The sequence below is a fragment of the Caulobacter sp. GW821-FHT09H08 genome, assembly GCF_059415885.1.
This window is the reverse complement of sequence record NZ_JBWKOC010000007.1, coordinates 240,165-263,440: the sequence shown is the minus strand read 5'-3', so window position 1 is coordinate 263,440 and position 23,276 is coordinate 240,165. Positions and strand designations below refer to the sequence as shown.

Annotated in this window: 19 protein-coding genes; 7 read left to right on the top strand and 12 right to left on the bottom strand. The window is 68.8% G+C overall.

The features are described 5' to 3' along the window. Positions 1–191 precede the first annotated feature (191 nt). Both AC07NN_RS23675 and AC07NN_RS23670 read right to left on the bottom strand, forming a co-directional pair. A complete protein-coding gene (locus AC07NN_RS23675) occupies positions 192–1,025 on the bottom strand; it encodes a carbonic anhydrase (RefSeq protein ID WP_494646264.1) in 834 nt (277 codons plus the stop codon). 83 nt (positions 1,026–1,108) lie between these two features. After that, on the bottom strand, positions 1,109–1,582 hold the full coding sequence (locus tag AC07NN_RS23670) for an Lrp/AsnC family transcriptional regulator (RefSeq protein WP_494646263.1): 474 nt from the start codon (positions 1,580–1,582) through the stop codon (positions 1,109–1,111). A gap of 120 nt (positions 1,583–1,702) precedes the next feature. Here AC07NN_RS23670 and ald point away from each other — a divergent pair, with 120 nt between their 5' ends. Beyond that, positions 1,703–2,815 carry an alanine dehydrogenase gene (gene ald, locus AC07NN_RS23665; RefSeq protein WP_494646262.1) on the top strand — a complete coding sequence of 371 codons (1,113 nt, stop codon included), beginning with the start codon at positions 1,703–1,705 and terminating at the stop codon, positions 2,813–2,815. Positions 2,816–2,898: 83 nt separating this feature from the next. Here the strand turns inward: ald and AC07NN_RS23660 are convergent, their stop codons facing one another. Beyond that, complete coding sequence (locus tag AC07NN_RS23660) at positions 2,899–3,603, bottom strand: glycosyltransferase family protein (protein ID WP_494646261.1); 705 nt, start codon at positions 3,601–3,603, stop codon at positions 2,899–2,901. A gap of 168 nt (positions 3,604–3,771) precedes the next feature. After that, entirely contained in the window at positions 3,772–4,650 is an 879-nt protein-coding gene (locus AC07NN_RS23655) for a bifunctional regulator KidO (RefSeq protein WP_494646260.1), read from the bottom strand. Here AC07NN_RS23655 and AC07NN_RS23650 point away from each other — a divergent pair. After that, positions 4,643–5,737 (top strand): XdhC family protein, encoded by a 1,095-nt coding sequence (locus AC07NN_RS23650; protein WP_494646259.1) that lies wholly within the window; start codon positions 4,643–4,645, stop codon positions 5,735–5,737. The genes AC07NN_RS23655 and AC07NN_RS23650 overlap by 8 nt on opposite strands. Positions 5,738–5,842: 105 nt before the next feature. On the opposite strand, the gene AC07NN_RS23645 is transcribed toward AC07NN_RS23650, so the two are convergent. Then, on the bottom strand, positions 5,843–6,598 hold the full coding sequence (locus AC07NN_RS23645; RefSeq protein ID WP_494646258.1) for a creatininase family protein: 756 nt from the start codon (positions 6,596–6,598) through the stop codon (positions 5,843–5,845). Positions 6,599–6,775: 177 nt separating this feature from the next. Between AC07NN_RS23645 and acs the strand changes: the two genes are divergently transcribed. The 4 genes from acs to AC07NN_RS23625 are packed head-to-tail and all read left to right on the top strand — an operon-like array spanning position 6,776 to position 11,387. Next, positions 6,776–8,719, top strand: coding sequence for an acetate--CoA ligase (acs, locus tag AC07NN_RS23640; protein WP_494646336.1), 1,944 nt, complete (start codon positions 6,776–6,778; stop codon positions 8,717–8,719). Positions 8,720–8,752: 33 nt separating this feature from the next. Next, complete coding sequence (locus AC07NN_RS23635; protein ID WP_494646335.1) at positions 8,753–9,310, top strand: SRPBCC family protein; 558 nt, start codon at positions 8,753–8,755, stop codon at positions 9,308–9,310. After that, positions 9,307–9,735 carry a thiol-disulfide oxidoreductase DCC family protein gene (locus tag AC07NN_RS23630; RefSeq protein ID WP_494646257.1) on the top strand — a complete coding sequence of 143 codons (429 nt, stop codon included), beginning with the start codon at positions 9,307–9,309 and terminating at the stop codon, positions 9,733–9,735. Before AC07NN_RS23635 ends, AC07NN_RS23630 begins: the two co-directional genes overlap by 4 nt. Before the next feature lie 11 nt (positions 9,736–9,746). Beyond that, positions 9,747–11,387 (top strand): DUF4166 domain-containing protein, encoded by a 1,641-nt coding sequence (locus AC07NN_RS23625; RefSeq protein WP_494646256.1) that lies wholly within the window; start codon positions 9,747–9,749, stop codon positions 11,385–11,387. Here AC07NN_RS23625 and AC07NN_RS23620 read toward each other — a convergent pair. Both AC07NN_RS23620 and AC07NN_RS23615 read right to left on the bottom strand, forming a co-directional pair. After that, positions 11,384–13,933 carry an HWE histidine kinase domain-containing protein gene (locus tag AC07NN_RS23620; RefSeq protein WP_494646255.1) on the bottom strand — a complete coding sequence of 850 codons (2,550 nt, stop codon included), beginning with the start codon at positions 13,931–13,933 and terminating at the stop codon, positions 11,384–11,386. The two genes, AC07NN_RS23625 and AC07NN_RS23620, sit on opposite strands and share 4 nt — an antisense overlap. Continuing rightward, the gene (locus AC07NN_RS23615; RefSeq protein WP_494646254.1) at positions 13,902–14,492 is read right to left on the bottom strand and encodes a biliverdin-producing heme oxygenase; all 591 of its coding nucleotides are present in this window, start codon (positions 14,490–14,492) and stop codon (positions 13,902–13,904) included. Before AC07NN_RS23615 ends, AC07NN_RS23620 begins: the two co-directional genes overlap by 32 nt. Positions 14,493–14,656: 164 nt before the next feature. On the opposite strand from AC07NN_RS23615, the gene AC07NN_RS23610 reads away from it, so the two are divergent. Then, the gene (locus tag AC07NN_RS23610; RefSeq protein WP_494646253.1) at positions 14,657–17,524 is read left to right on the top strand and encodes a M16 family metallopeptidase; all 2,868 of its coding nucleotides are present in this window, start codon (positions 14,657–14,659) and stop codon (positions 17,522–17,524) included. A gap of 145 nt (positions 17,525–17,669) precedes the next feature. Here the strand turns inward: AC07NN_RS23610 and mscL are convergent, their stop codons facing one another. The 5 genes from mscL to cmk all read right to left on the bottom strand — a co-directional run bounded on the left by mscL (position 17,670) and on the right by cmk (position 23,274). After that, the gene (gene mscL / locus AC07NN_RS23605; RefSeq protein WP_494646252.1) at positions 17,670–18,089 is read right to left on the bottom strand and encodes a large-conductance mechanosensitive channel protein MscL; all 420 of its coding nucleotides are present in this window, start codon (positions 18,087–18,089) and stop codon (positions 17,670–17,672) included. A 147-nt stretch (positions 18,090–18,236) separates the two neighbouring features. Beyond that, positions 18,237–18,527, bottom strand: coding sequence for an integration host factor subunit beta (locus tag AC07NN_RS23600; protein WP_010921415.1), 291 nt, complete (start codon positions 18,525–18,527; stop codon positions 18,237–18,239). A gap of 117 nt (positions 18,528–18,644) precedes the next feature. Beyond that, a complete protein-coding gene (locus AC07NN_RS23595; protein ID WP_494646251.1) occupies positions 18,645–20,606 on the bottom strand; it encodes a DUF3857 domain-containing transglutaminase family protein in 1,962 nt (653 codons plus the stop codon). A gap of 167 nt (positions 20,607–20,773) precedes the next feature. Then, a complete protein-coding gene (gene rpsA / locus AC07NN_RS23590) occupies positions 20,774–22,483 on the bottom strand; it encodes a 30S ribosomal protein S1 (RefSeq protein ID WP_494646250.1) in 1,710 nt (569 codons plus the stop codon). 158 nt (positions 22,484–22,641) lie between these two features. Next, positions 22,642–23,274, bottom strand: a complete 633-nt coding sequence (gene cmk, locus AC07NN_RS23585) for a (d)CMP kinase (protein WP_494646249.1) — start codon at positions 23,272–23,274, stop codon at positions 22,642–22,644. Positions 23,275–23,276: the final 2 nt, after the last annotated feature.

Below are 23,276 nucleotides of genomic sequence, written 5' to 3'. Positions count from 1 at the left end.
CCTAAGCGCGAGCGGGGGTCAACGGCGCTCGGATGACAGTGTTAGGGGATCTCGATTTCCGCCCGCCACTCCAAACACCGCTCATCCCCGCGGAAGCGGGGACCCAAGCGGGCGATCGGGTTGTGGTGGGGCCGAGCCCCATCTTCGGGCTCGGCTTAGGTCCCCGCTTTCGCGGGAATGAGCGGGTGAGTTTAGGCGTCGAACGCCACCACGCCCGTGGCCAGATCGTAGCAGGCCGAGACGACCTTCAGACGGCCTTCCTCGATCTTCTCGGCCAGGACGCCATCGGCCACCTTCAGGCGGCTGGCGATGCCACGGACGTTCTGGCGGATGGCGGCGTCCTGCAGGTCGGCCGGGTGCTTCTCGTCGGCTTCCAGCACGGCCGGGATGATCGGCAGGACCATCTCGTGCAGAGCGCCATGGAGATCGGCGTGTTTCTTGGCGACATCCACGGCCGCGCCGACGGCGCCGCACTTGGTGTGGCCCAGCACGACGATCAGCGGCGCGCCCAGGTGCTCGACGGCGTAGACGATCGAGCCCAGGCCCTCGCGGCTGACGGTCGAGCCGGCCACGCGGATCACGAACAGCTCACCGAGGTTGCAGTCGAAGATCAGCTCCGGGGCCGTGCGGCTGTCGGCGCAGCCGATGACCACCGCGAACGGCTTCTGGCCCTTCGACAGCTCGGCGACGCGCGCCAGGGTCGGCAGCATCAGGTTGGCGCCGCCCCGGGCGAAGATGGTGTTGCCGTGCTTCAGGCGACCCAGGGCCTCGTCGGGCGTGACCTCCTGGGCCGGCGCGGCGGACGGGGCGGGCGCGTGGGCCGGATCGGGCTCCATCGGCTTGACGCTGGCCATGGCCTTGTCCAGCGCGGCGCGGTCGCCGTCCTGGTGCTTGAGGGCGCTGGCGGTGCGGCGGCCCTTCTTGGTCAGAACGCTCGGCTTGGTGGGGCCGTCGCCCTCCGCGAAAGCCAGGGCCGGCGCGGCCATGCCGGCCAGCGCGCCCAGAAGGATGCGTCTCGAAACCATCTCGTCCCCCGACGTGGTCTTGGAATGTCGGGGCAAAGGGGTAACCGATTTAGGTTAAGCGGAGTTAACGGCCGCGCTCGACGCTAGAGCGGCAGTTCGACGCGCTTGACCACGGTGCGCATGGCGATGCTGGAGCTGACCCGCACCACGCCGGGGATGCGGGTCAACTCCTGGGCGTGGACCCGCTCCAGGTCGTCGACGTCGCGGACCACCAGGCGCAGCAGATAGTCCGAGCCGCCGGTCATCAGATAGCACTCGGCCACCTCGCGGACATTGGCGATAGCCTTCTCGAAGGCGCTGAGCGCGGCCTCGGCCTGGGACGACAGGGTGACCGTCACGAAGACGCTGAGCGGCAGGCCCACGGCCCGCTCGTCGATCACCGCCGCATAGCGCCCGATGACCCCCGCCTCCTCCAGCGCCCGCACCCGGCGAAGGCACGCGGACTCGGAAAGATTCACGGCTTCACCCATTTCCACATAGCTGGCGCGCCCGCGCCTTTGGAGCAGGTGGAGAAGCTTCCGGTCGAAGCTGTCGAGGTTGACGGCGGTTTTCTTCATCGACTTGACCATATCACGCAGGAATCCTGCAGAACAGGGTTCACCCTGCACGAAATGGCCAAGGAACTTGCAGGCGACGAGGCGTAAACCAGCGTCAAATCGCTTTTGGAGGAAAGCATCATGCGCGTTGGCGTCCCTTCCGAGATCAAACCGGGCGAACACCGGGTCGGCCTCACCCCCACGGCCGTTCGTGAATATGTCGGTCATGGCCATACGGTCATCGTCCAGTCGGGCGCCGGCCTGGGCGCCGGCTATGCCGACGACGTCTATGTGAAGGCGGGCGCGAGCATCGTCGCCGACGCCGACGCGGTGTTCGCCGGCGCGGACATGATCGTGAAGGTCAAGGAACCGCAGAAGGTCGAGTGGGAAAAGCTCGAGCCGCGCCACATCCTCTTCACCTACCTGCACCTGGCGCCCGATCCGGCCCAGACCGAAGGCCTGCTGAAGAGCGGCTGCGCGGCCATCGCCTATGAGACCGTCACCGACGCCAAGGGCGGCCTGCCGCTGCTGGCGCCGATGTCGGAAGTGGCCGGCCGGATCGCCGTATTCTCGGCCGCCGAGACCCTGCTGAAGCACAATGGCGGCATGGGCCTGCTGCTCTGCGGCGTGCCCGGCGTGCCCCCGGCCCGCGTGGTCGTGCTGGGCGGTGGCGTCGTCGGCAGCAACGCCGCCCGCATGGCCGCCGGCCTGGGCGCCGAGGTCGTGGTCCTGGAACGCTCGATCCCGCGCATGCGTGAGCTGGACGACCTCTATCAAGGCCGCATCCTGACCCGCTACTCGACCTTCGCCGCGGTGGAGGAAGAGATCCTTAAGGCCGACGTCATCATCGGCGCCGTCCTGACCGCCGGCGCGGCCGCGCCGAAGCTGGTGCGCCGTGAGCACCTGAAGCAGATGAAGCCGGGCTCGGTCCTGGTGGACGTCTCGATCGACCAGGGCGGCTGCTTCGAGACCAGCAAGCCGACCACCCACGCCGAGCCGACCTACACGGTCGACGGCGTCGTCCACTACTGCGTGGCCAACATGCCGGGCGCGGCTCCGCGCACCTCGTCGGAAGCCCTGGGCAACGCCACCCTGCCGTTCGGCCTGGCGCTGGCCGACAAGGGCCTGGACGCGCTGAAGACCAACGTCCACCTGGCGCGCGGCCTCAATGTGCTGAAGGGCGAACTGACCCACCCGGCCGTAGCCGAGGCCCTGGGCAAGAGCTCGATCGACCCGTACGGCGCCTGGAAGTAGGCCTCCACGCCTGATCGGAAAAGAAAGAGGGCGCCGAACGGGTTTCGTTCGGCGCCCTTAGTCTTTGGGAGACTGTAAAAAAGTCAGGCCGCAAAGCGGGCGATGTCCTGGCGGCTTTCGACCAGGTCCAGCACGTCGCCCATGCGGAAACCCGGATCGACCGGATGCAGGGCGTCATAGACCGAGCGGGCGAAGGCCAGGTCGGCGGCGGTCTTCACCCGCCAGTCCAGCTTGGACCAGTCACGGGCGGCGCGCAGATGAGCCTGGCTCCAGCGCTGGGGCTGATTGCGGATGGCGGCGGTCGGCGAGATGCGGGCGACCGGGTCACGCTCCTCGGCGGCGGCGGCCTGAAGCACGCCGGCCTTGATGACCTCGACCTCGAGACCGACCGGAAAGGTGCGGTGGACGCGATTGGACGTGTAGTCCGCGCCGCTGGCCAGGGCCATGCGGATGGCGTCGTCGATGATGCCGGGATCCATGAAGGGCGCGTCGCCCTTCAGGCGGACCACGTGGCTGACTGAGCTGATCGCCTCGGCGCAGCGGGCGATGCGGGCCAGGATGTCGGCGCCGGCGCCCCGGTGAACGGTGTGGCCGCGCGAGACCAGGAAGCCCGCCAGCGCGTCGTCGGCGCTCTCGGTGCTGGTCGCGACAATGATCTTGGAGAGGCAGCGCGCGCCGCGAAGGCGCTCCAGCTGGCGCACGATCATCGGCTCGCCTTGCAGCGTGGCCATCGACTTGCCCGGCAGTCGGGACGAACCCATGCGGGCCTGCAGCACGGCGAGGATCATGTCGCGGTCTCCCTTTGTTGGGACCAAGTTAGACGAGATTCATAAAACTCAGGTGAATCAGAAGCTTACGAGACGTGAATCGACGAAGGCCGCCCGACGCGAGACGCGCGGACGGCTATGCCGGCCGATCCAGCCGAGCTCATTGTCCAGATTGATTCCGGGAGGGTGTTAGGCGACCCAACGTCGCGGGTCGAGCGCGACCGGATCGTCGATGGCCATCTCGTCCCAGTCGAGGTCCGGCGGCGGGCTCGAGGCGGCGGCGACCACGGCCGACAGCTCGGCGGCCGAGTTGACGCCGACCAGCACGGCCGAGCCTTCCGGACGCGACAGGGCAAAGCCCAGGGCGGCCTGGAGCGGATCCGAGCGGCCCTCGGCGATCATGCGGCGCACGCGCGACAGACGACCCGAGGCGCCCTTCAGCTGGGCCGGGACCCGATCGGGCGGCAGGAACAGCAGGCCGTTCAGGAAGATCGAGCGCAGATGCACCTCGACGCCCATGCCGGCGATGCGTTGCAGCGAGCCGTCGGCCAGCAGGCGCTGGTCCAGCAGCGAGGCCGGGGCTTGCAGGATATCGGGCTTGAAGCGCTTGGCGACGCCGACCGGATCGTCGGTGGCGTGGGCCGCGACGCCGATCTTGGCGAACAGGCCCTGGTCCTTCATGCGCTGCAGGCGGTCCCACAGGGCCGCGCCGTGCGGGCCGAACAGCTCCGAGGGCGAATGGACGATGATCGAATCGGCGCGCTCGACGCCGATACGGCGCAGGGCGGCGCGGGCCTCGGCCTCGACATAGTCGGCGCCGCGATCGGCGCGGGCGGTCGAGAGGCAGACGCGGAACGGCACGGGGCGCGGAATGAGGTCGCCCAGCAGGGTCTCGGCGCGGCCGAACAGACCCGAGGCGTCCAGCACCGACAGCCCGGCGCGGGCGGCGATGTTCAGGATATCGCGCGTCTCTGCTTCCGGCGTGCGTCCCCGCGGCGCGGAGGAACTCCCGCCGTCGAGGCCGAACTGCGCGGCCGCAAGACCTAGTTTTTTGACCGAAATGGACATCGCCATCCGTGCGCGAAACTCACCAACAGATCGGGAAGCTACGCGCCAAGGTTTGAACATCCGGTTTCTGGAAACTTGCCGAGCGGTTAATGTCGCCTCGATGCGCACTGACCGTTCAGACGATGCCCAAGCCATTGCATGGCCCATGCACGGCATGGCCGACGACGCCCGCCCGGCCCTGGCCGCGGCGCTTTCGCGAGGCCCCGCCGTCCTCGCCACCATCATCGCCCTGGGCGACGGCGGCCCCCGCCCGGTCGGCTCGCAGATGGTGTTCGGCGAGGGAATCGTTTCCGGCTTTCTTTCGGGCGGCTGCATCGAGGCCGATGTCGAGGTCCACGCCCAGGCCTGCCTGGAGGACGGCCTTCCGCGCCGCCTGGTCTACGGCGAGGGCAGCCCCTGGCCGGACATCCGCCTGCTGTGCGGCGCGCGGATCGAGATCCTCGTCGAGAAGATCGAACCCGACGACGCGGCCGTCGCCAGGCTGATGACACTGACGCAGGCCCGCGAGACGGCCCATTGGACCAGCGACGGAATCCGCCGCGCCTGCTCGGAAATCCCTGTCCTGCCTTGGCCTGAGTCGTTTGGCCGCACCTATGCGCCGCCCCCGAGGCTTGTGGTGCTGGGCGGCGACCCGACTGCCCTGGCGGTGGCCAGCCTGGGGGCGCAGTCGGGGTTCGAGACTTTCCTGGTGCGGCCCAAAGGGCCGGCTACAGCCCCGCCGCTGGCGGGGGTCGCCTATCGCCGCGACGAGGCGGGCGAGGCCCTGGCCGCCATCGGCCTGGACGCCTGGACCGCCGTCGCCGTCTGCGGCCACGACATCGAACTGGACCACGCCGCCCTGCTGGCCGCCCTTCCCTCGCCCGCGCCCTATGTCGGCCTGCTGGGCGCGCGGCGGCGACTGCCGGAGCGGATCGCGCGGCTGAAGGCGGCGGGGCTGACCGACCGCGACCTGACCAAGCTGCGCGCGCCGATCGGCCTGGACCTGGGCGGCAAGGCGCCGTTCGAGGTGGCCGTCGCGGTGATCGGCGAGATCATGGCCACGCGGCACGGGCAGCCGGCGCTGGCGCGACGGGTGGTGGAGGCGTGAGGGCCGTCCTCGCCCTTCGACAAGCTCAGGGTGAGGACGACTTTTCAGGCCGCTCAGTAAGAAACCTCTTCCTGAGCCTGTCGAAGGACGAGGTTTCGCTGCGCCCTAACCCGGCGCCTTCTCCGCCCCGAACGCCGCCAGGTCCTCGATCAGCGCATTGGCCGCCATGTTGACCAGCTCGCCACCCTTCTCGGGCGTGGCCTGGGCCGGGTCCGAGCCCATGCGGCCGTCGGCGTAGCGGGCGCGGAAGTCGAGGGCTTCGCGGATCGGCCCCGTCGGCGCGATCTGGGGCTCGTAGGCCGCCGTCTTGATCGTCTCGGGATAGGCCCACTGGGTCACGGCGATCTCGGACGGCGTCGCGTGGCTGCCGTGCCCCGTCGGGAATTGGCGGTTGGCCAGGGCGTTGACGCCGGCCAGGTCCCACCAGTTCTTCAGCTTCAGGGCGAACGGCGCGCGCTGCTGGCGGAAGCTGTAGTCGGCATAGATCTCGGAGAAGGCGGCCTCGATCGAGGCGACGTTGCCGCCGTGGCCGTTCAGGAAATAGATCCGCGTGAAGCCGTGCGCGCCCAGCGACCGCACCCAGTCGCCGATCGCGGCGATGAAGGTCGAGGGCCGCAGGAAGATCGTCCCCGGGAACGCCAGGTGGTGCTGGGCCATACCGATGTTGAAGGTCGGGGCCACCAGGATCTTGTCGGCGGCGCGCTTGCTGGCCTCGTGGGCGATGATCTCCGGGCACAGCCAGTCGGTGCCCAAAAGGCCCGTCGGCCCGTGCTGCTCGTTGGAGCCGATCGGCACCACAACCGTCTGGCTGGTCTTCAGGCGGGCTTCGATCTCGGACCAGGTCGACAGGGCGAGCAACATAGGAAAACTCCGAGGGACATGAGGAGACGACGCTTTACGCCCCTCATATAGGGCCGTCATCTTCTGACCGTATCGGTCAAGCATCGGGGACGTGGCGCGTGAGAAACCGCAATGGTCTTCTTGCGCCGGACGCCGGGCTTCGCCTATTCCGGCGGCCAACAAAATAAGGGAGTACGGCTGGTGAGCGACGGACAGGTTTTCCCGGTTCCCGAGGGTCTGGCGAAGAACGCGCATATCGACGCCGCCGCCTATGCGGCCGCCGTGGCCCGCGTCGAGGCCGATCCCGAGGGCTACTGGCGCGACATCGCCGCCCGCCTGGACTGGATCAAGGCCCCGACCAAGATCAAGGACGTCTCCTACAACAAGGACGACTTCCGCATCCGCTGGTACGAGGACGGCGTCCTCAACGTCTCGGCCAACTGCCTGGACCGTCACCTGCCGGCCAAGAAGGACGACGTCGCCCTGGTCTTCGAAGGCGACGAACCGGGCGTCTCCTCCACCCTGACCTACGGCCAGCTGCACGAGGAGGTTTGCCGCATGGCCAACGTCCTCAAGGACCTGGGCGTCAAGAAGGGCGACCGCGTCACCATCTATCTGCCGATGGTCCCCGTGGCGGCCGTGGCCATGCTGGCCTGCGCCCGCATCGGCGCGGTGCACTCGGTGGTGTTCGGCGGCTTCTCGCCCGACAGCATCGCCGGCCGCATCCAGGACTGCGAATCCCGCATCGTCATCACCGCCGACCAGGGTCGTCGCGGCGGCAAGCGCGTGCCGCTGAAGGCCAATGTCGACGAGGCGCTTCTCCAGTGCCCCGAGGTCGAGAAGGTGCTGCTGATCCGCTGGACCGGCGCCGAGGTCTCGGTCGTCGAGGGCCGCGACGTGGTCTGGAACGACGTCCGCGACACCGTCTCGGCTGACTGCCCGCCCGAGCCGATGAACGCCGAAGATCCGCTGTTTATCCTCTACACCTCGGGCTCGACAGGGAAGCCCAAGGGCGTGCTGCACACCACCGGCGGCTACCTGGCCTGGGCGTCTTGGACCTTCTGGGCGGTGTTCGATTACAAGCCCGGAGAAGTCTTCTGGTGCACCGCCGACGTGGGCTGGGTCACCGGCCACAGCTATGTCGTCTACGGCCCGCTGGCCAATGGCGGGACCAGCCTGATCTTCGAAGGCGTGCCGAACTATCCGACCCCCAGCCGCTTCTGGGAGGTGATCGACAAGCACAAGGTCGAGATCTTCTACACCGCGCCGACGGCCCTGCGCGCCCTGATGCGCGAGGGCGACGAGCACGTGACCAAGAACGATCTGTCGTCCCTGCGCATCCTCGGCAGCGTTGGCGAGCCGATCAATCCGGAAGCCTGGCTCTGGTACCACCGCGTGGTCGGCAAGGAGCGCCTGCCGATCGTCGACACCTGGTGGCAGACCGAGACCGGCGGCATGCTGATCACGCCGCTGCCAGGCGCCACCGACCTGAAGCCGGGCTCGGCCTCCAAGCCGCTGCCGGGCGTCAAGCCGCAGTTGGTCGACGCCGAAGGCCAAGTCCTGGAGGGCGCGACCGAGGGCAACCTCGTCATCACCGACAGCTGGCCGGGCCAGATGCGCACGGTCTATGGCGACCATGGCCGCTTCTTCGAGACCTATTTCTCGACCTATCCCGGCAAGTACTTCACCGGTGACGGCTGCCGCCGCGACGCCGACGGCTACTACTGGATCACCGGCCGGGTCGACGACGTCATCAACGTCTCCGGCCACCGTCTGGGCACGGCCGAGATCGAGAGCGCCCTGGTCGCTCACGAGACCGTCGCCGAGGCCGCCGTGGTCGGCTATCCGCACGACATCAAAGGCCAGGGCGTCTACGCTTACGTAACCTTGAAGGCGGGGATCGAAGCGACGGACCAGCTGCGCAAGGACCTGATCCTGTGGGTCCGCCACGAGATCGGCCCGTTCGCCGCGCCGGACATCCTGCAATGGGCGCCGGGCCTGCCCAAGACCCGCTCGGGCAAGATCATGCGCCGCATCCTGCGCAAGATCGCCGAGAACGAGCTGGGCAGCCTGGGCGACACCTCGACCCTGGCCGACCCTTCGGTGGTCGATGACCTGGTGAAAAATCGGGCGGGGGCCTGACGAAAGAACAGCCGGCGCGTTAGCTTGAGCATGATGCGCCGGCTCGTTGCTTTCCTTGCTGTGCTTACTCTCGCCGGGCCGGTCCAGGCGGCGACCGCGTGGGATGTGAAGGGCGACGGCATCGCCGTCGAAACCCATGCCGACGACCGCGGGCGAGGCTCGGTCCAGGCCAGCGTCGACATCGCCGCCCCACCTTCGGTGGTCTTCCGCGTCATCCTCGACTGCGACCGAGCCGCGCGGATGAGCCCGGGCGTGAAGAGCTGCCGGGTCGTCTCGCGTGCGCCGGACGGGACCGAAATCCGCGAGCACACCGTCAAATGGAGCTTCTTCCTGCCGACGATGCGTTCGACCTCGCGCGTGACCCTGGAGCCGGATCGGCTGATCCGCTTCACCTGCATCGGCGGCGACATCCGCGCCTGCGACGGGTCGTGGAAACTGGAGCCGCTGGACGGCGGGACGCGCACGCGGGTCACCTATGACATGTGGGCCACCGCGCCGTTCGCCGTGCCCGCCGGCCTGATCAGCGGCATGATGCGCCGCGACGTGCCGCAGTCGCTGAAAGCCCTGCGCCGCGAGTGCGAGGGCGGATGAGCGACCCCAATCCCGACGAATCTGGCCCAGACGGCCTGTGGCTGTTCGACGGTGTCTGCAATTTCTGCAACGGCTCGGTGCAGGTGGTGCTGCGCCTGGACCGCAAGGGCGTGATCCGCTTTACGCCGATTCAGTCGCCGTACGGCCGGGCGCTGGCGATCCGTCATGGCCAGGACCCCGACACGCCCGAGAGCTTCCTGTTTCTCGACCAGGACCAAGCGCTGTCCAAGACCGCCGCGATCGGGGCCTTGCTGCGCCGGCTGGACGCGCCTTGGCGCTGGCTGGCCTTCATTGACTGCCTGCCGCGCAAGCCGATGGACGCGGCCTATGACTGGATCGCCACCAACCGCTATCGCCTGATGGGCAAGAAGGATCGCTGCATGGTCCCGACGCCCAAGCAGCGCGCGAGGTTCATCCTCGAATGAGTCCCGTCGTCTTGAGGCGCATCGTCCTGGTCGGCGCCAGCGGCGTCTTCGGCGCGCGCCTGGCGGCGATGATCGCCCGCTGGCCGGATGTCGTGCTGGTGCTGGCCGCCCGTCGGCGCGAGCCGCTCGAAGCCTTGCGCGACCGCCTGTCGGGTCCCGCGACCCTCGAGATCGCCATCTTCGATCGCAACGCCCCGGAGGGCCTAGCGGCGCTATCGTCTTTCGCCGTGGTCGACGCCGCCGGACCGTTCCAGACCAGCGACCTGCGCCTGGCCAAGGCCGCTCTGGCGACCGGCGCGCACTATGTCGACCTCGCCGACGGCCGCGCGTTCGCGGAGCAGTTCCCCGAAGCCATGGCCGAAGCCGTCGCCGCTTCCGGGCGCTGGGCCATCACCGGCGCGAGCTCGACGCCGGCGCTGAGCACGGCGGCGCTGGATCGCCTGACCCAGGGCTGGAGCCGGATCGATGCGGTGACCACCGCCATCTCGCCCGGCGCCGACGCGCCACGCGGGCCTTCGGTGATCGAGGCGATCTTCTCCTGGGTCGGCCGGCCAGTGCGAGTGTTCGAGGGCGGCGCCTGCACGCTGCGTCCCGGCTGGAGCGGTTCACGGCGTGCGCTGTTTCCTGGCCTCGGCCGCCGCTGGGTCGCCCTGGCCGAGACGCCCGACCTCGACGTCCTGCCCCGCCGCTACAAGCCGCGTCATGTCGGCCGGTTCGAGGCCGGGCTGGAGCTGCCGCTCGCCCATCACGGCCTGGCGCTGCTGGGCTGGGCGCGACGTATCGGTCTGGTCCGCGACCTGAAGCCGTTCGCCGAGCCTTTGGGCTGGCTGGCCGACCGCCTCGCCCAGTTCGGAACGGACCAGGGCGGCATGGTCGTCGAGGCTGGCGGCAAGGATGCGAACCGCGAGTCCGTCCGGGCGCGCTGGGGCCTGTGGGCGCGGGCCGGAGCCGGTCCGAACACGCCCGCCGCGCCGGCCGCCGCGATCCTGCGCGCCCTGCTCGACGGCGGCCTGGACGGTCCGCCCCGCGCCACGCCCTGCGTCGGCCTGCTGAGCCTCGAGGATCTGCTGACCCCGCTTGCTCCCTTCCCGATCCGGACCCGCATCGACATGGCCTCGCCCCGCGCTCCTGGCGTCTTCCCCCGCGCGCTCGGTCCGCGTCTCGACGCCATGCCCGAGGTCGTCCGCCAGGCGCACGACGGCTCGCCCCGAACCCTGACCGGCTGGGCGCGCGGTCGCGGCGCCGGCGGCCTGGCTCGTCTCGTCCGCACGCTGCAGGGCCTGCCCGAACCCGGACGCCACGAGACCGCCGTCCAGATCGCGCCCGACCCGACCGGCGAGACCTGGACCCGCCAGTTCGGCGCTCGTCGCTTCCGCTCGCGCATCGCCTCGGTCCGCGAGGACGCCTACGCCTTCGAGGAAACGGCCGGCCCCTTCACCTTCCGCTTCCATGCCGCCGACTATCCGGGCGGGTTCTCCTGGATGTTCGAGCGCTGGCGACTGGGACCTATTCCCCTGCCCGCCGCCTGGGCGCCGCGCACGCGCGCGCGGACCTTCGCCCGCGACGGCGTCTACCGCTTCCGGGTGCTGGTGGCTCATCCGTGGATCGGCGTGATCTTCGGCTATACCGGCCACCTGGCGAAGGACGGCTAGAACAGCGTCGCGACGCTCTCGGCGCTGTAGGGTTTCTGCAGCACCGAGCAGTCGCGGAACCGGTCGGGAAAGGCGGCGCTGTCGCCGAAGCCAGTGCCGAAGGCGAACGGCACGCCGGCGTCCTGCAGGGCCTCGGCGACGGGGAAGCTGGTCTCCGCGCCCAGATTGACGTCCAGGATCGCGAACGGTGGCGTCTCCTCCGCCAGAGCTTCCAGAGCCTGGGCGACGCTGGCGGCGACGGTGACGTGCTTGACGCCCAGGCGCATCAGCATGTCCTCAAGGTCCAGTGCGATGATCATGTTGTCTTCCAGCACCAGCATCCGCTCGGGCGCGCGCACCGGCGTGTCCGAGCGCTTGGGCTGGGTCACGGTGGCGGTCACGCCTTCGGTCGTCACATAGCGGCCGGGGATGCAGATGCGGGCCTGGAAGCCTTCCGGCCGATAGTCCAGCGCCACCTCGCCGTGGAGATCGTGGGGGATCGAGTGCTCGATGATGGTCGAGCCGAAGCCCCGGCGGGTCGGCGGCTTGACCGGCGGGCCGTCCTTCTCGCGCCAGTCGATGATCAGGTCGCCCTTGGCGTCCTGCGCCCAGACGATCGTCACCTGGCCGCGCTGGTCGCAGAGCGCCCCGTACTTGGCCGAGTTGGTCATCAGCTCGTGGATGACCAACGACAGGATCGAGAAGGCGTCCGGCGCCAGCGCGGTCGGGGCGCCGTTCAGCTGAACACGCTCGGCCCTTCCCGAGAAATGGGGGCCCGACAGATAGGCCTCGGCCTCGGCGGTGATCAGGTCGCTGAGCGCGCCCGGACCCCACTGGTGACGGGTGATCTGGTCATGGGCGCGGGCCAGGGCCTGGACACGGCCGCCGACCACCTCGGCGAATTCCTCGACGCTGGAAACGCCCGAGCGGCTCTGGCTGATCAGACCCCGGATCAGGCCGAGGATGTTGCGCACCCGGTGGTTCAGCTCTGCGATCAGCAGTTCCTGCCGCTGGTTGGCGCGCAGGCGCTCCTCGTCGGCCAGGTCGGTCAGGCGGAAGACGATCTCCAGCAGGCTGGCGCGCATGCTCTCGGCCAGGGATCGCTCGACGCTGGTCCACGGCCGGCTCTGGCCGCGCACGGTCTCTTCCCAAGCCTCGAAGCTCTTGCGGGGAGTCAGGCGGTCGCCGAGTGGCCCGACCTGGACCAGCTTGGCCGGCTTGCCCGCCCAGACCACCGTCTTGGCCTCCTCCTTGCGGAAGAAGATCAGGTAGTCGCGCGGGGCCCGCGACAGCGGGATGGCCAGCATGCCGGCCGCCTTTTCCGACCAGGCGGCGGCCGAGGGCAACAGGGTGGCGATCTCGTTGGTGGAGAAGACGGCGTGGGTGTCCTTGTCGCGCAGCACCCGGACCAGGGTGTGAACGTCGCTGGCGTCGGGCGTAGAGTCCCGCAGGGTCAGCCGACCTTCCAGCCACATCGCCAGGCCGTCACAGCCCACCAGGCGGCTCAGGTCGTCGAGATAGGGGCTGAGGCTGTCGGCGCCCTGGTTGGTCTTGACCACCGCGTTCATCAGCCGGTCGTGCAGGTTGCGCGCCTCGGCCATGCGGCGGGTCTCGATCTCGCGCTCGCGGCTTTCCAGGGTCAGCGAAAACAGCTGGCCGAACAGCTCGGCGGCCGTGCGGCGCTCGTAGCTGATGTGCTTGGGCGCGTAGTGGTGGCAGGCGAACAGGCCCCACAGCTTGCCGTCGCGCAGGATCGAGATCGACAGCGAGGCGGCCACGCCCATGTTGCGCAGGTACTCGATATGGATCGGCGAAACGGCCCGCAGCATGCTCATCGAGAGATCGACGGGATCGCCCGAGAGGCTGATCTGCGGAACGATCGGCGAGACCTCGGCGTCGACGTCGGCGATGATCCGAAGCCAGCTGCGTTCGTAGAGCGCGCGCGCCTGCACGGGGATGTCGGAGGCTGGATAGCGCTGGCCCAGGAACGAGCCGATGCCGGGCCGCACCGACTCGGCGATCACCTCGCCCGCGCCGTCATGGGCGAAGCGGTAGACCATCACGCGGTCGAACTCGGTCAGGGCGCGGACCTGGCGGGCGGCCTCGTGGCAGAACTCCTCGAAGGTCGGGCGGGCGGCGACGCGGGTGGTCATCGAGCGCACGGCCGAGGCCGCCTCGATCAGGGCGTCGGCCTGGCTGGGCTCGCCCTCGACGATCAGCAGGCGGCCGGAATAGTGCAAAGCCAGATCGAAGGCCTCGCCGCCCTCGACCAGCGGCTGGCCGAACATCCGCTCGACCGCGTCGGCGCCGCGCATGATCTGCAGGCGGCCTCGGATATTGTGGATGGCGTGGCCGCTCAGCACCTGGGTCAGCGACTTGCCCAGCAGGTCCTCGGGGCTGGCGCCCAGATAGCGCAGGGTCGAGGTCGAGGCGTGGACCACCACCCAGTCGGAATTGACGGCCAGCAGGAAGCCGAACGGCTGAACCGAGCCGAGAATGTGGATCGGCTCGCGGTCGCAATTGGTCAGGTCGACTTCAAACCCGGACATGGGCGCCAGCTCGGACATGCGGGGCTCCGGTCGGGGCTACGCTCTCGAAGGCGTCCGAGAAGCATCGGAAGCCATATCGCGCACCCGCCTCGGCCTCGTCTGTCCGAAACCCGACTTTGGGTAGGGCGTCGAGCCAGACCAGGAACGAACGCCAGAGATCGTCGCCCTCGCCCTGGGTCAGATAGGCCACGGGCAATCCCGCGCCGCCGGCCCGGACCTGGCGAGCCAGGAAACGGGCGCCGAGGCGGGAGCCTTCTAATGTGTAGAGCAGGCCGGCCGCGAAGTCGGCGGACGGGACATGGGACGCCCGGAACGGCGGCGCTTCCAGGCCAAGTTGCGCCAGGTCGCGGGCCAGGGCCGTGCGGCGGACGCGCTTGGGCCAGTCCGGCAGCCATTCCGCCACGCCCGCCCGTTCCAGGGCCAGCTCCAGCGGGGCCAGGGCGGCGACCGAGGCCGACAGGAACGCGCCGTAGCCGAGCGGCGTCTCGATCCGCCAGCCGACGACCGTAGCGTCCAGCGTCGCATGGTCCTGGGAAGTGGCCGCGCGCAGGCGGTCGCGAAGCGAGCTGTCGGACAAACTTTTCCCCACCGGCCATCGACCCGCCGTCGTGGCTGGTGTCGGGACGACCTTCACTAACCCTGACGGCGCAGCTTGGTTCCGCCCACATGACAGCTCGGTAAGGTTTATCCAGAAATCGTCGGTGCTAGGGTCGCGCCGGACTGTTCAGGAGACCTTCGCGCATGATCCGCACCGCCAAGCTGGCCCTCGTGGCCGCGGCCCTTTCCACCACGGCGCTTTCCCCGCTTGCCCACGCCGCGACCCAGGCCAAGGCCAAGCCGAAACCGGCCGCCGCCGCGCCCGCCGCTTCAGCCATCAAGGTCCCGCCGATCGTCTACCAGCAGCGCGTCCTGCCCAACGGCCTGAAGGTCTTCACCTCGCGGGATGCGACCACGCCGAACGTCTCGGTGCAGGTCTGGTACGGCGTCGGCTCCAAGGACGATCCCAACGGCCGCTCGGGCTTCGCCCACCTCTTCGAACACCTGATGTTCAAGGCCACGCGCAACATGCCCAGCGAGACGCTGGACCGCCTGACCGAGGACGTCGGCGGCTTCAACAACGCCTCCACCTGGGACGACTTCACCAACTACTATGAGGTCGCCCCGGCCAATCACCTGGAGCGCCTGATCTGGGCCGAGAGCGATCGCCTGAAGTCGCTGGTCATCGACGACGCCGTCTTCGCCTCCGAGCGCGACGTCGTGAAGGAAGAGCTGCGCCAGCGCGTGCTGGCCGACCCCTATGGTCGCTTCTTCGCGCTTTCGATCCCGCAGCAGTCGTTCACGGCCCACCCCTACCAGCGCCCGGGCATCGGCTCGATCGAGGAGCTGGACGCGGCCACGGTCGATGACGTCCGCGCCTTCCACCAGACCTACTATCGCCCGGACAACGCGGCCCTGATCGTCGTCGGCAATTTCGACCAGGCCCAGCTGGACGCGATGATCGACAAGTACTTCACGCCGATCGCCAAGCCGGCCGGCGACATCCCGAAGGTCACGGTCGTCGAGCCGGCCCGCACGGGTCCCAAGAGCGTCAACACCTACGGTCCGAACGTGCCGCTGCCGGCCCTGGCCATCACCTGGCTGGCCCCGGCGGCCGCCGACAAGGACACGGCCGCCCTGAGCGTGCTGGACGCCATCCTGACGGCCGGCAAGTCCTCGCGCCTCTATGACAGCCTGGTCTACGAGCAGAAGATCGCCCAGTCGGTGTTCTCGGACGGCCCGAACAACGCCCAGCCGGGCCTGTTCTACGTCGGCGCCATCATGGCTGGCGGCAAGACGGTCGCTCAAGGCGAGGCGGCCCTGCGCGCCCAGGTCGCCCGCTTCCGCGACGGCCTGGTCACCCCGGCCGAGCTGGCCGAGGCCAAGACCGGCCTGCTGGCCGACGCCGTGCGCAAGCGCGAGGAGATCGACGGTCGCGGCTTCGCCATCGGCTACGCCCTGCAGACCGAGGGCGACGCCGCCAGCGCCAATACCAGCCTGGCCCAGCTGCAGGCGGTGACCGCCGCCGACATCCAGCGCGTGGCGCGCAAGTACCTGGCCGACGACCGTCGCACGGTGATCCGCTACCTGCCGGAAAAGGACCGCCCGGCCGGTGAGAAGGACGCCACGCCGCCGATCCCCAAGGTCGCCTCGGTCAAGTACGACGGCCCGGTCACCACGCTGGCGCCGGAAGCCGAGCGCGAGAAGATGCCCGCCGTCGCCGCCCCGGTGCCGGCCGTCATGCCGACCCCGGCCGAGAAGACCCTGGCCAACGGCCTGCGCGTCATCGTCGCCAAGTCCAGCGACCTGCCGCTGATCACCGCCGACCTGACCGTGAAGGGCGGGGCCAGCTCCGATCCGGCCGGCCTGGCCGGGACATCGAGCCTGACGTCCGAACTGCTGACCGAAGGCACCACCAGCCGCTCGGCCACCCAGGTCGCCCGCGAGACCGAGGCCCTGGGCGCCGATCTCGAGGCCGGTTCGGGCTGGGAAGCCGCCTCGCTGACCCTCAGCGTCACGGCCAACAACGCCGCCCCGGCCATGGCCATCATGGCCGACGTCGCCGAGCATCCGGCCTTCTCGACCGAGGAGCTGGACCGCGTCCGCACCGAGACCCTGGACAGCCTGTCGGTCTCGTACCAGCGCCCCGGCACCCTGGCCGCCTACGCCACCGCGCCGGTGCTCTATGCCGGCTCGGCCTATGGCCACGTCGCCGGCGGCACGCCCGGCTCGCTGCCCAAGATCAAGCGCACCGACCTGGCCAAGACCCACGCGGCCTACTGGCGTCCGGACAACGCCGTGCTGGTCCTGACCGGCAACCTGACCCCCGAGGCCGGCTTCGCCCTGGCCGAGAAGGCGTTCGGATCCTGGAAGAAGCCCGCGACCCCGCCGCCGGCCGCTCCCGCCGCGCCGACGGGCTACAAGCCACGCAACGTGGTCATCGACCTGCCCGGCACCGGCCAGGCGGCCGTGGTGCTGGCCAAGCCGGCCATCACCCGCGCCGATCCGAACTACTACCAGGGCATCGTCGCCAACACGGTGCTGGGCGTCGGCTTCAGCTCGCGCCTGAACCAGGAGATCCGCATCAAGCGCGGCCTCTCGTACGGCGCCGGTTCCAGCCTGACGCCACAGGGTCGCTTCGGCGGCTTCTCGGCCCGGGTGCAGACCAAGAACCCGTCGGCCGGCCAGGTCATCGACCTGACCCGCGCCGAGCTGAACCGCCTGGCGGCCGAACCGGCCGGCGCGAGCGAGCTGACGGCCCGCAAGTCGGTGCTGGTCGGCAATTTCGGCCGTGACCTGGGCACCTCGGAAGGCCTGGCCAACATCCTGGGCAATCTGGCCGTCTACGGCGTGCCGCTGACCGAGATCCAGACCTACGCCGCCAAGGTCGAGGCCGTGACCCCGGCCGAGGTCCAGGCCTTCGCCAAGGCCAAGCTCGACCCGGCCCAGATGAGCGTCATCGTCGCCGGCGACGCCAAGGCCATGGGCGAGGATCTGGCCAAGGCCGCGCCGAACGCCACGGTGATCCCGGCCGCCAAGCTGGACCTGGATGCGCCCGGCCTCAGCAAGTAGGTGCGAAAAAGCCGGCCGCTGGGGTCCAGCGGCCGGCCTATAGTTGGTCGATTGTCGGTCTTCCGACTCCCCCACCTCGCGTCATTCCCGCCCTTGTGGCGGGAATGACGGTGCGGGGGAGCGACCTGAGTGCAGGCGGCCGAACTCAGCCCTTCTTGGCCAGCAGGTCGCGGATCTCGGTCAGCAGCTTTTCTTCCGTCGTCGGGGCGGGCGGGGCCTCGGGGGCCGGCTCGGCGGCGTCGGCGCGGCGGATGGCGTTGACGCCCTTCACCAGCAGGAAGACCACCGCCGCGACGATAAAGAACTGGATCAGGGTGTTGATGAAGGCGCCGTACTGGATCGAGACCTTCTCGATGGCCTCGGTCGCCGGGTTCTCGGCCCGCAACACCCATTCCAGCTTCGAGAAGTCGAGCCCGCCGGTGGCCAAGCCGATCGGCGGCATGATCACCTGGTCGACCAGGCTCTTGACGATGCCGTTGAACGCCGCGCCGATGATCACGCCGACGGCCAGGTCGATGACGTTGCCGCGGGCGATGAACTCGCGGAATTCCTTGACGACGCTCATGGCTCTTTCCCTCGCCACCTCAATAAGGGCGCAAGGCTGGAGGCGTTCGTGTCCCGGGGTCAAGCCCGGAGCGCCCAGTTCGGGGCGCTGCAAATGTTAGGAATTGAGACGGCCTGGCCAGACAGGCTCTGATGAGCCCGTCGCGGACTACTCGTCGCCGTCCGCGTTCAGGCGGGCGCGCAGTTCCTTGCCGCTCTTGAAGAACGGGACGTGCTTGGCGCGGACGTCCACCGCTTCGCCGGTGCGCGGGTTGCGGCCAGTGCGGGCCGGACGCGAGCGGACCGACAGGGCGCCGAAGCCCCGCAGCTCGACGCGGCCGCCATCCTCCAAGGCTCCGATCATGCGCTCAAGGATCACGCCGACAACGCGTTCGACGTCTTTCTGCGTCAGGTGCGGATTTTCATTCGCGAGCCTGGCGATGAGTTCAGACTTGATCATCGATATCCCCGGAACGCCCTTGGGAGGAAAAGGCGCGAGCGGACCTTTGCCCAACGATGGCTGAGTCTTCAAGGGGTTGCGTGCATTTCTCGAACGCGGTTCGGTTAATGATCAAGCTCACGAACCCTTCGGCGCGCGGATGATCTGGGGCTCGCTCGCCAGACGGCGAAGCTGCTTGTTGGCCTCCTCGGCCTGGTCGAACGGCAATTCGCGCGACAGGCTGCGGCTGGACTCGGTGAACCGGGCCACGCCGTCCTTCAGTTCGGCGACCTGGACGATCTCGCGATTGGCCAGCGGACCCGACCAGCTGGGACCTTTCACGGTGAAGCCCTGCCCCTTGTTCGGCAGCACCACCTCCAGCCCCGAGACCACGAAGATCGGGAACAGCGTGAGGTAGGGCGCGTCGGCGTTCGGGCCCGGCTCGCGGCGCGGGAAGGTCGAGGTCTTGCCCGACCCGGAGCCCGGGAAACGGAATTCGCGCACGCCGGCGTCGTCGTTCATCCGCCAGTCCATGTCGGCCGTGCCGGTCATCACCACCTTGCCGACGCCGTCGGGCGAGACGTCGAAGTCGATCTTGTCGATCGTCATCCAGCTGTTGCTGGCCGAGAACTGCTGCTTGAGCCCCCGCTCCATGTCGGCGCGCGGCGTCGTCCGGATCGCCCGGCCCATGGCCAGGCCCGCATCGCCCCGGAAGACGATGGTCATGGTCAGGGCGGCGGGCTTGTCGAGACCGGCCGAGGCGTCGAGGCGGATCAGCCCCTCGTTGTCGGGCTTGGCCAGCGGCGTCTGGACGATCTCCTCGATCTTCGCGCCGGCCGGGCGTAGGGGCAGGGCCCAACGGAAGCCCGGCGGCTTCAGGCCGTCGATCTCGCCCACGTCGCCCGAGCGGGTGCCGTCCAGCCAGTAGCTCTTGCCGTCGATGCGAGCGCGGACAATCACGTGGTTGAACAGGGCCGCCGAGGGCACGCGCTCGTTCAGGCCGTCGCCGCCGACCGTCGTGACCAGCACTGGCTCGGCCTCGACGCCCAGCTCGCGCAGGATGGCCAGCAGCAGGACGGTCTTGCCCTTGCAGTCGCCGAACTTGCGCGACCAGGTCTCGTCGACATTGGCCGGCTTGTAGCCGCCGTCGCCCATGCCCAGGAATAGGTAGCGGGTCTTGTCCTCGACCAGCTGCAGGGCCTTGAAGGCCCGGTCCTTGGGATCGGTCGAGGCCGCCGCGATGGTCGCGATCTCGGCCCGCAGCGGCGAGTCCGCCGAAAGCTCGGCGGCCTTCGTGTAGAGGGGCGACATCCGCTTGGAGACGTCCTCCCAGCCCGTGTAGGTCGTGGCCTCGATCATGCCCAGGCGCTGGAAGCGCGCGGGGGCGCCGGCGGGGGGCTTGGGCGTCTTGACGTCCTTGACGTCGACCAGCAGCTCGTTGAGCCCGCCGGCCTTGGTCACCTTCGGCTCCGGGAAGGCCGTGTCGCGCTTCCAGGTCATGGCCGCCCTGTCGTCCCACAGCAGGCGGACACGATAGCGGCCGGCGACGCCGGACCAGCCCATGCGTTCGAAATCGACGGTGCGGCCGCCGACCAGCGGATCGTGATGGCTTTGGCTGTAGGCCCAGTCGACGACGTCGCCGACCTGCAGGTCCTTGATCTGGATGGAGGCGGTCATCCGGCCGTCCAGCATGGCGCGTTCGAGGTTCTTCTCGCGGCGCAGGACCAGGACGTCCTCGCCCTTCTTCAGGAGATCGATGCGCTGGCCGTCGCGGATGATGGCCAGGGTGTGCAAGGTCATGTCGTCCCGGGCCGGGTCCCAGGTCACCGACCGCGAGCCGCCTTGCAGGCCCTCGGACTTCAGCACCTTGACGATCCGGCGGTTGTAGTAGGTCGAGCCGGCGGCGTCGTGACGCGACTGGTTGTCGTCGAGCAACACCTGGGTCGAGGGGGCTTGGTCGTCGACGGGCGGGGCCGGAATCTCGGCCACCTGGACCCACTTCTCCGGCGGCGCGTAGCGGGGCTTGTCGTCCGCCCAGGCCGCGCTGGCCAGAACAAGGACCGGAACCGTGGCGACCAGCGCCAACTTCAGAGCCCGCACCCGAAACCTCCCGAAACTCAACCCTAGGGGTTGTGGCAGGCTTCTTTGCAAAAGGGAACGGCGATGGGAGCGTTCACAGGCGACTCCCAGAAAACAGGCGGCCCAAAAGAAAACGGCGGCGGGATCGCTCCCGCCGCCGCTGACTTCAACTCACGAGGAGAAGAAGACTATTCCTTCGAGGCGCGCTCGCGGAGAGCGGCGCCGAGGATGTCGCCCAGCGAAGCGCCGGAGTCCGACGAGCCGAACTGCTCGATGGCTTCCTTCTCTTCGGCCATTTCCAGCGACTTGATCGACAGCGACACGCGGCGAGCCGCCTTGTCGATGTTGGTGATCTGAGCGTCGACGCGGTCACCCACGGCGAAGCGCTCGGGGCGCTGTTCCTGACGGTCACGCGACAGGTCCGACTTGCGGATGAAGGCCGACATCGGAGCGTCGTCTTCACCGAAGCGCACTTCGATGCCGCCCGTGGTGACTTCCGTCACGGTCACGGTCACGGTCTGGTTCTTGCGGAAGGTGTCGCCCGACATCGGGTCGCCAGCCAGCTGCTTGATGCCCAGCGAGATGCGTTCCTTCTCGACGTCGACGTCGAGAACCTTCGCCTTGACCACGTCGCCCTTCTTGTAGCGCGCCATGGCTTCTTCGCCCGGGACGCTCCAGTCGATGTCCGACAGGTGCACCATGCCGTCGATGTCGTTGTCGAGGCCGACGAACAGACCGAATTCGGTCGCGTTCTTGACTTCGCCTTCGACGGTCGAGCCGACCGGGTGAGCTTCCAGGAAGGCTTCCCACGGGTTGGCCAGGGCCTGCTTCAGGCCCAGCGAGACGCGGCGCTTGGACGGATCGACGTCCAGCACGACCACGTCGACTTCCTGCGAGGTCGAGACGATCTTGCCGGGGTGGACGTTCTTCTTGGTCCAGGACATTTCCGAGACGTGCACCAGGCCTTCAACGCCGGCTTCCAGCTCCACGAAGGCGCCGTAGTCGGTGATGTTGGTGATGCGGCCCGTGAACTTGGCGCCGACCGGGTACTTGGCTTCAACGCCATCCCACGGATCCGACTGCAGCTGCTTCATGCCGAGGCTGATGCGCTGGGTGTCCGGGTTGATCTTGACGATCTGGACCTTCACGGTGTCGCCCACGGCGAGCACTTGGCTCGGGTGGTTGACGCGCTTCCAGCTCATGTCGGTGACGTGCAGCAGGCCGTCGATACCGCCCAGGTCAACGAACGCACCGTAGTCGGTGATGTTCTTGACGACGCCTTCGCGGATTTCACCCTCTTGCAGCTGCGACACCAGTTCGGTGCGCTGCTCGGCGCGGGCTTCTTCCAGGATGGCGCGACGCGAGACGACGATGTTGCCGCGCGGACGGTCCATCTTGAGGATGGCGAAGGGCTGTTCCTTGCCCATCAGCGGACCGACGTCGCGGACCGGACGGATGTCGACTTGCGAGCCCGGCAGGAAGGCCGAAGCGCCGCCCAGGTCGACGGTGAAGCCACCCTTCACGCGGCCGACGATGGCGCCCATGACGGGTTCGTTCTTGGCGTAGACGCCTTCCAGACGGGTCCAGGCTTCTTCGCGCTTGGCCTTTTCGCGGCTGATGACCGCTTCGCCGAGGGCGTTTTCCAGGCGTTCCAGGAAGACTTCGACCGAGTCGCCGACCTTGATGGTGGCCTTGCCGGCTTCGTCGACGCCGAATTCCTTCAGCTGAATACGACCTTCGGTCTTCAGACCGACGTCGATGATGGCGAAGTCCTTTTCGATCCCGACGACCTTGCCCTTGACGACGGTGCCTTCCGCGAAGTCGCGGCCGCCCATCGAGTCATTGAGGAGCGCTTCGAAATCGTCGCGCGTCGGGTTGAAGCTCATATCGTCAGCCATGCTGATCTTTAGTCTCTAGGTTGGGGGAAGCCCTGCAGCGAGCGCCGCTGGAGAAAGCGGTTCTCGGGATTCCGGATGAAATGGGTGTCTGCGGATCCCGCGATTTCTCTCTTATCGCGGCGAGGTCGGCGGTGGATTTGCCTTGTCAAAGCTGAGCTTTAACGGGCGCGCGCGTCCTCGACGATACGGCGGGCCGCATCGAAGGCCTGCTCTATAGTCATTTCCGACGTATCGAGCAAGACGGCGTCCACGGCCTGCGTCATCGGCGCGTCCTTGCGGCCGCCGTCGCGTTCGTCGCGCTTGCGGATATCGGCCAGGATTTCCTCGAAGGTGACGCTTTCGCCCTGGCCGACCAGCTGCTTCCAGCGGCGGTCGGCGCGAACCTCGGGACTGGCGGTGACATAGAGCTTGGCCGGCGCCTCGGGGGCGATGACCGTGCCGATGTCGCGGCCGTCGATCACCGCGCCGCCCTCCTGCGTGGCGAAGGCGCGCTGCAGGTCGAACAGCGCCTTGCGCACGCCGGGATGCACGGCGCAGCGGCTAGCGGCCTCGCCAGCGGCGCGGGTTCGCACCTCCGGCTTTTCCAGTTCGGCCAGGGTCAGGCCGCGAGCCTGGGCCTCGGCGAAGGCGGGGTCGTCGAGATCGCCGCCGGCGCCAAGGATCCGCACGCCGACGGCGCGATACAGCAGGCCGGTGTCCAGCATCGGCAGGCCGTAGGCCGCCGCGAGGCGATTGGCGATCGTGCCCTTGCCCGAGGCGGCCGGCCCGTCGACGGCGATCACGAACCCCATGA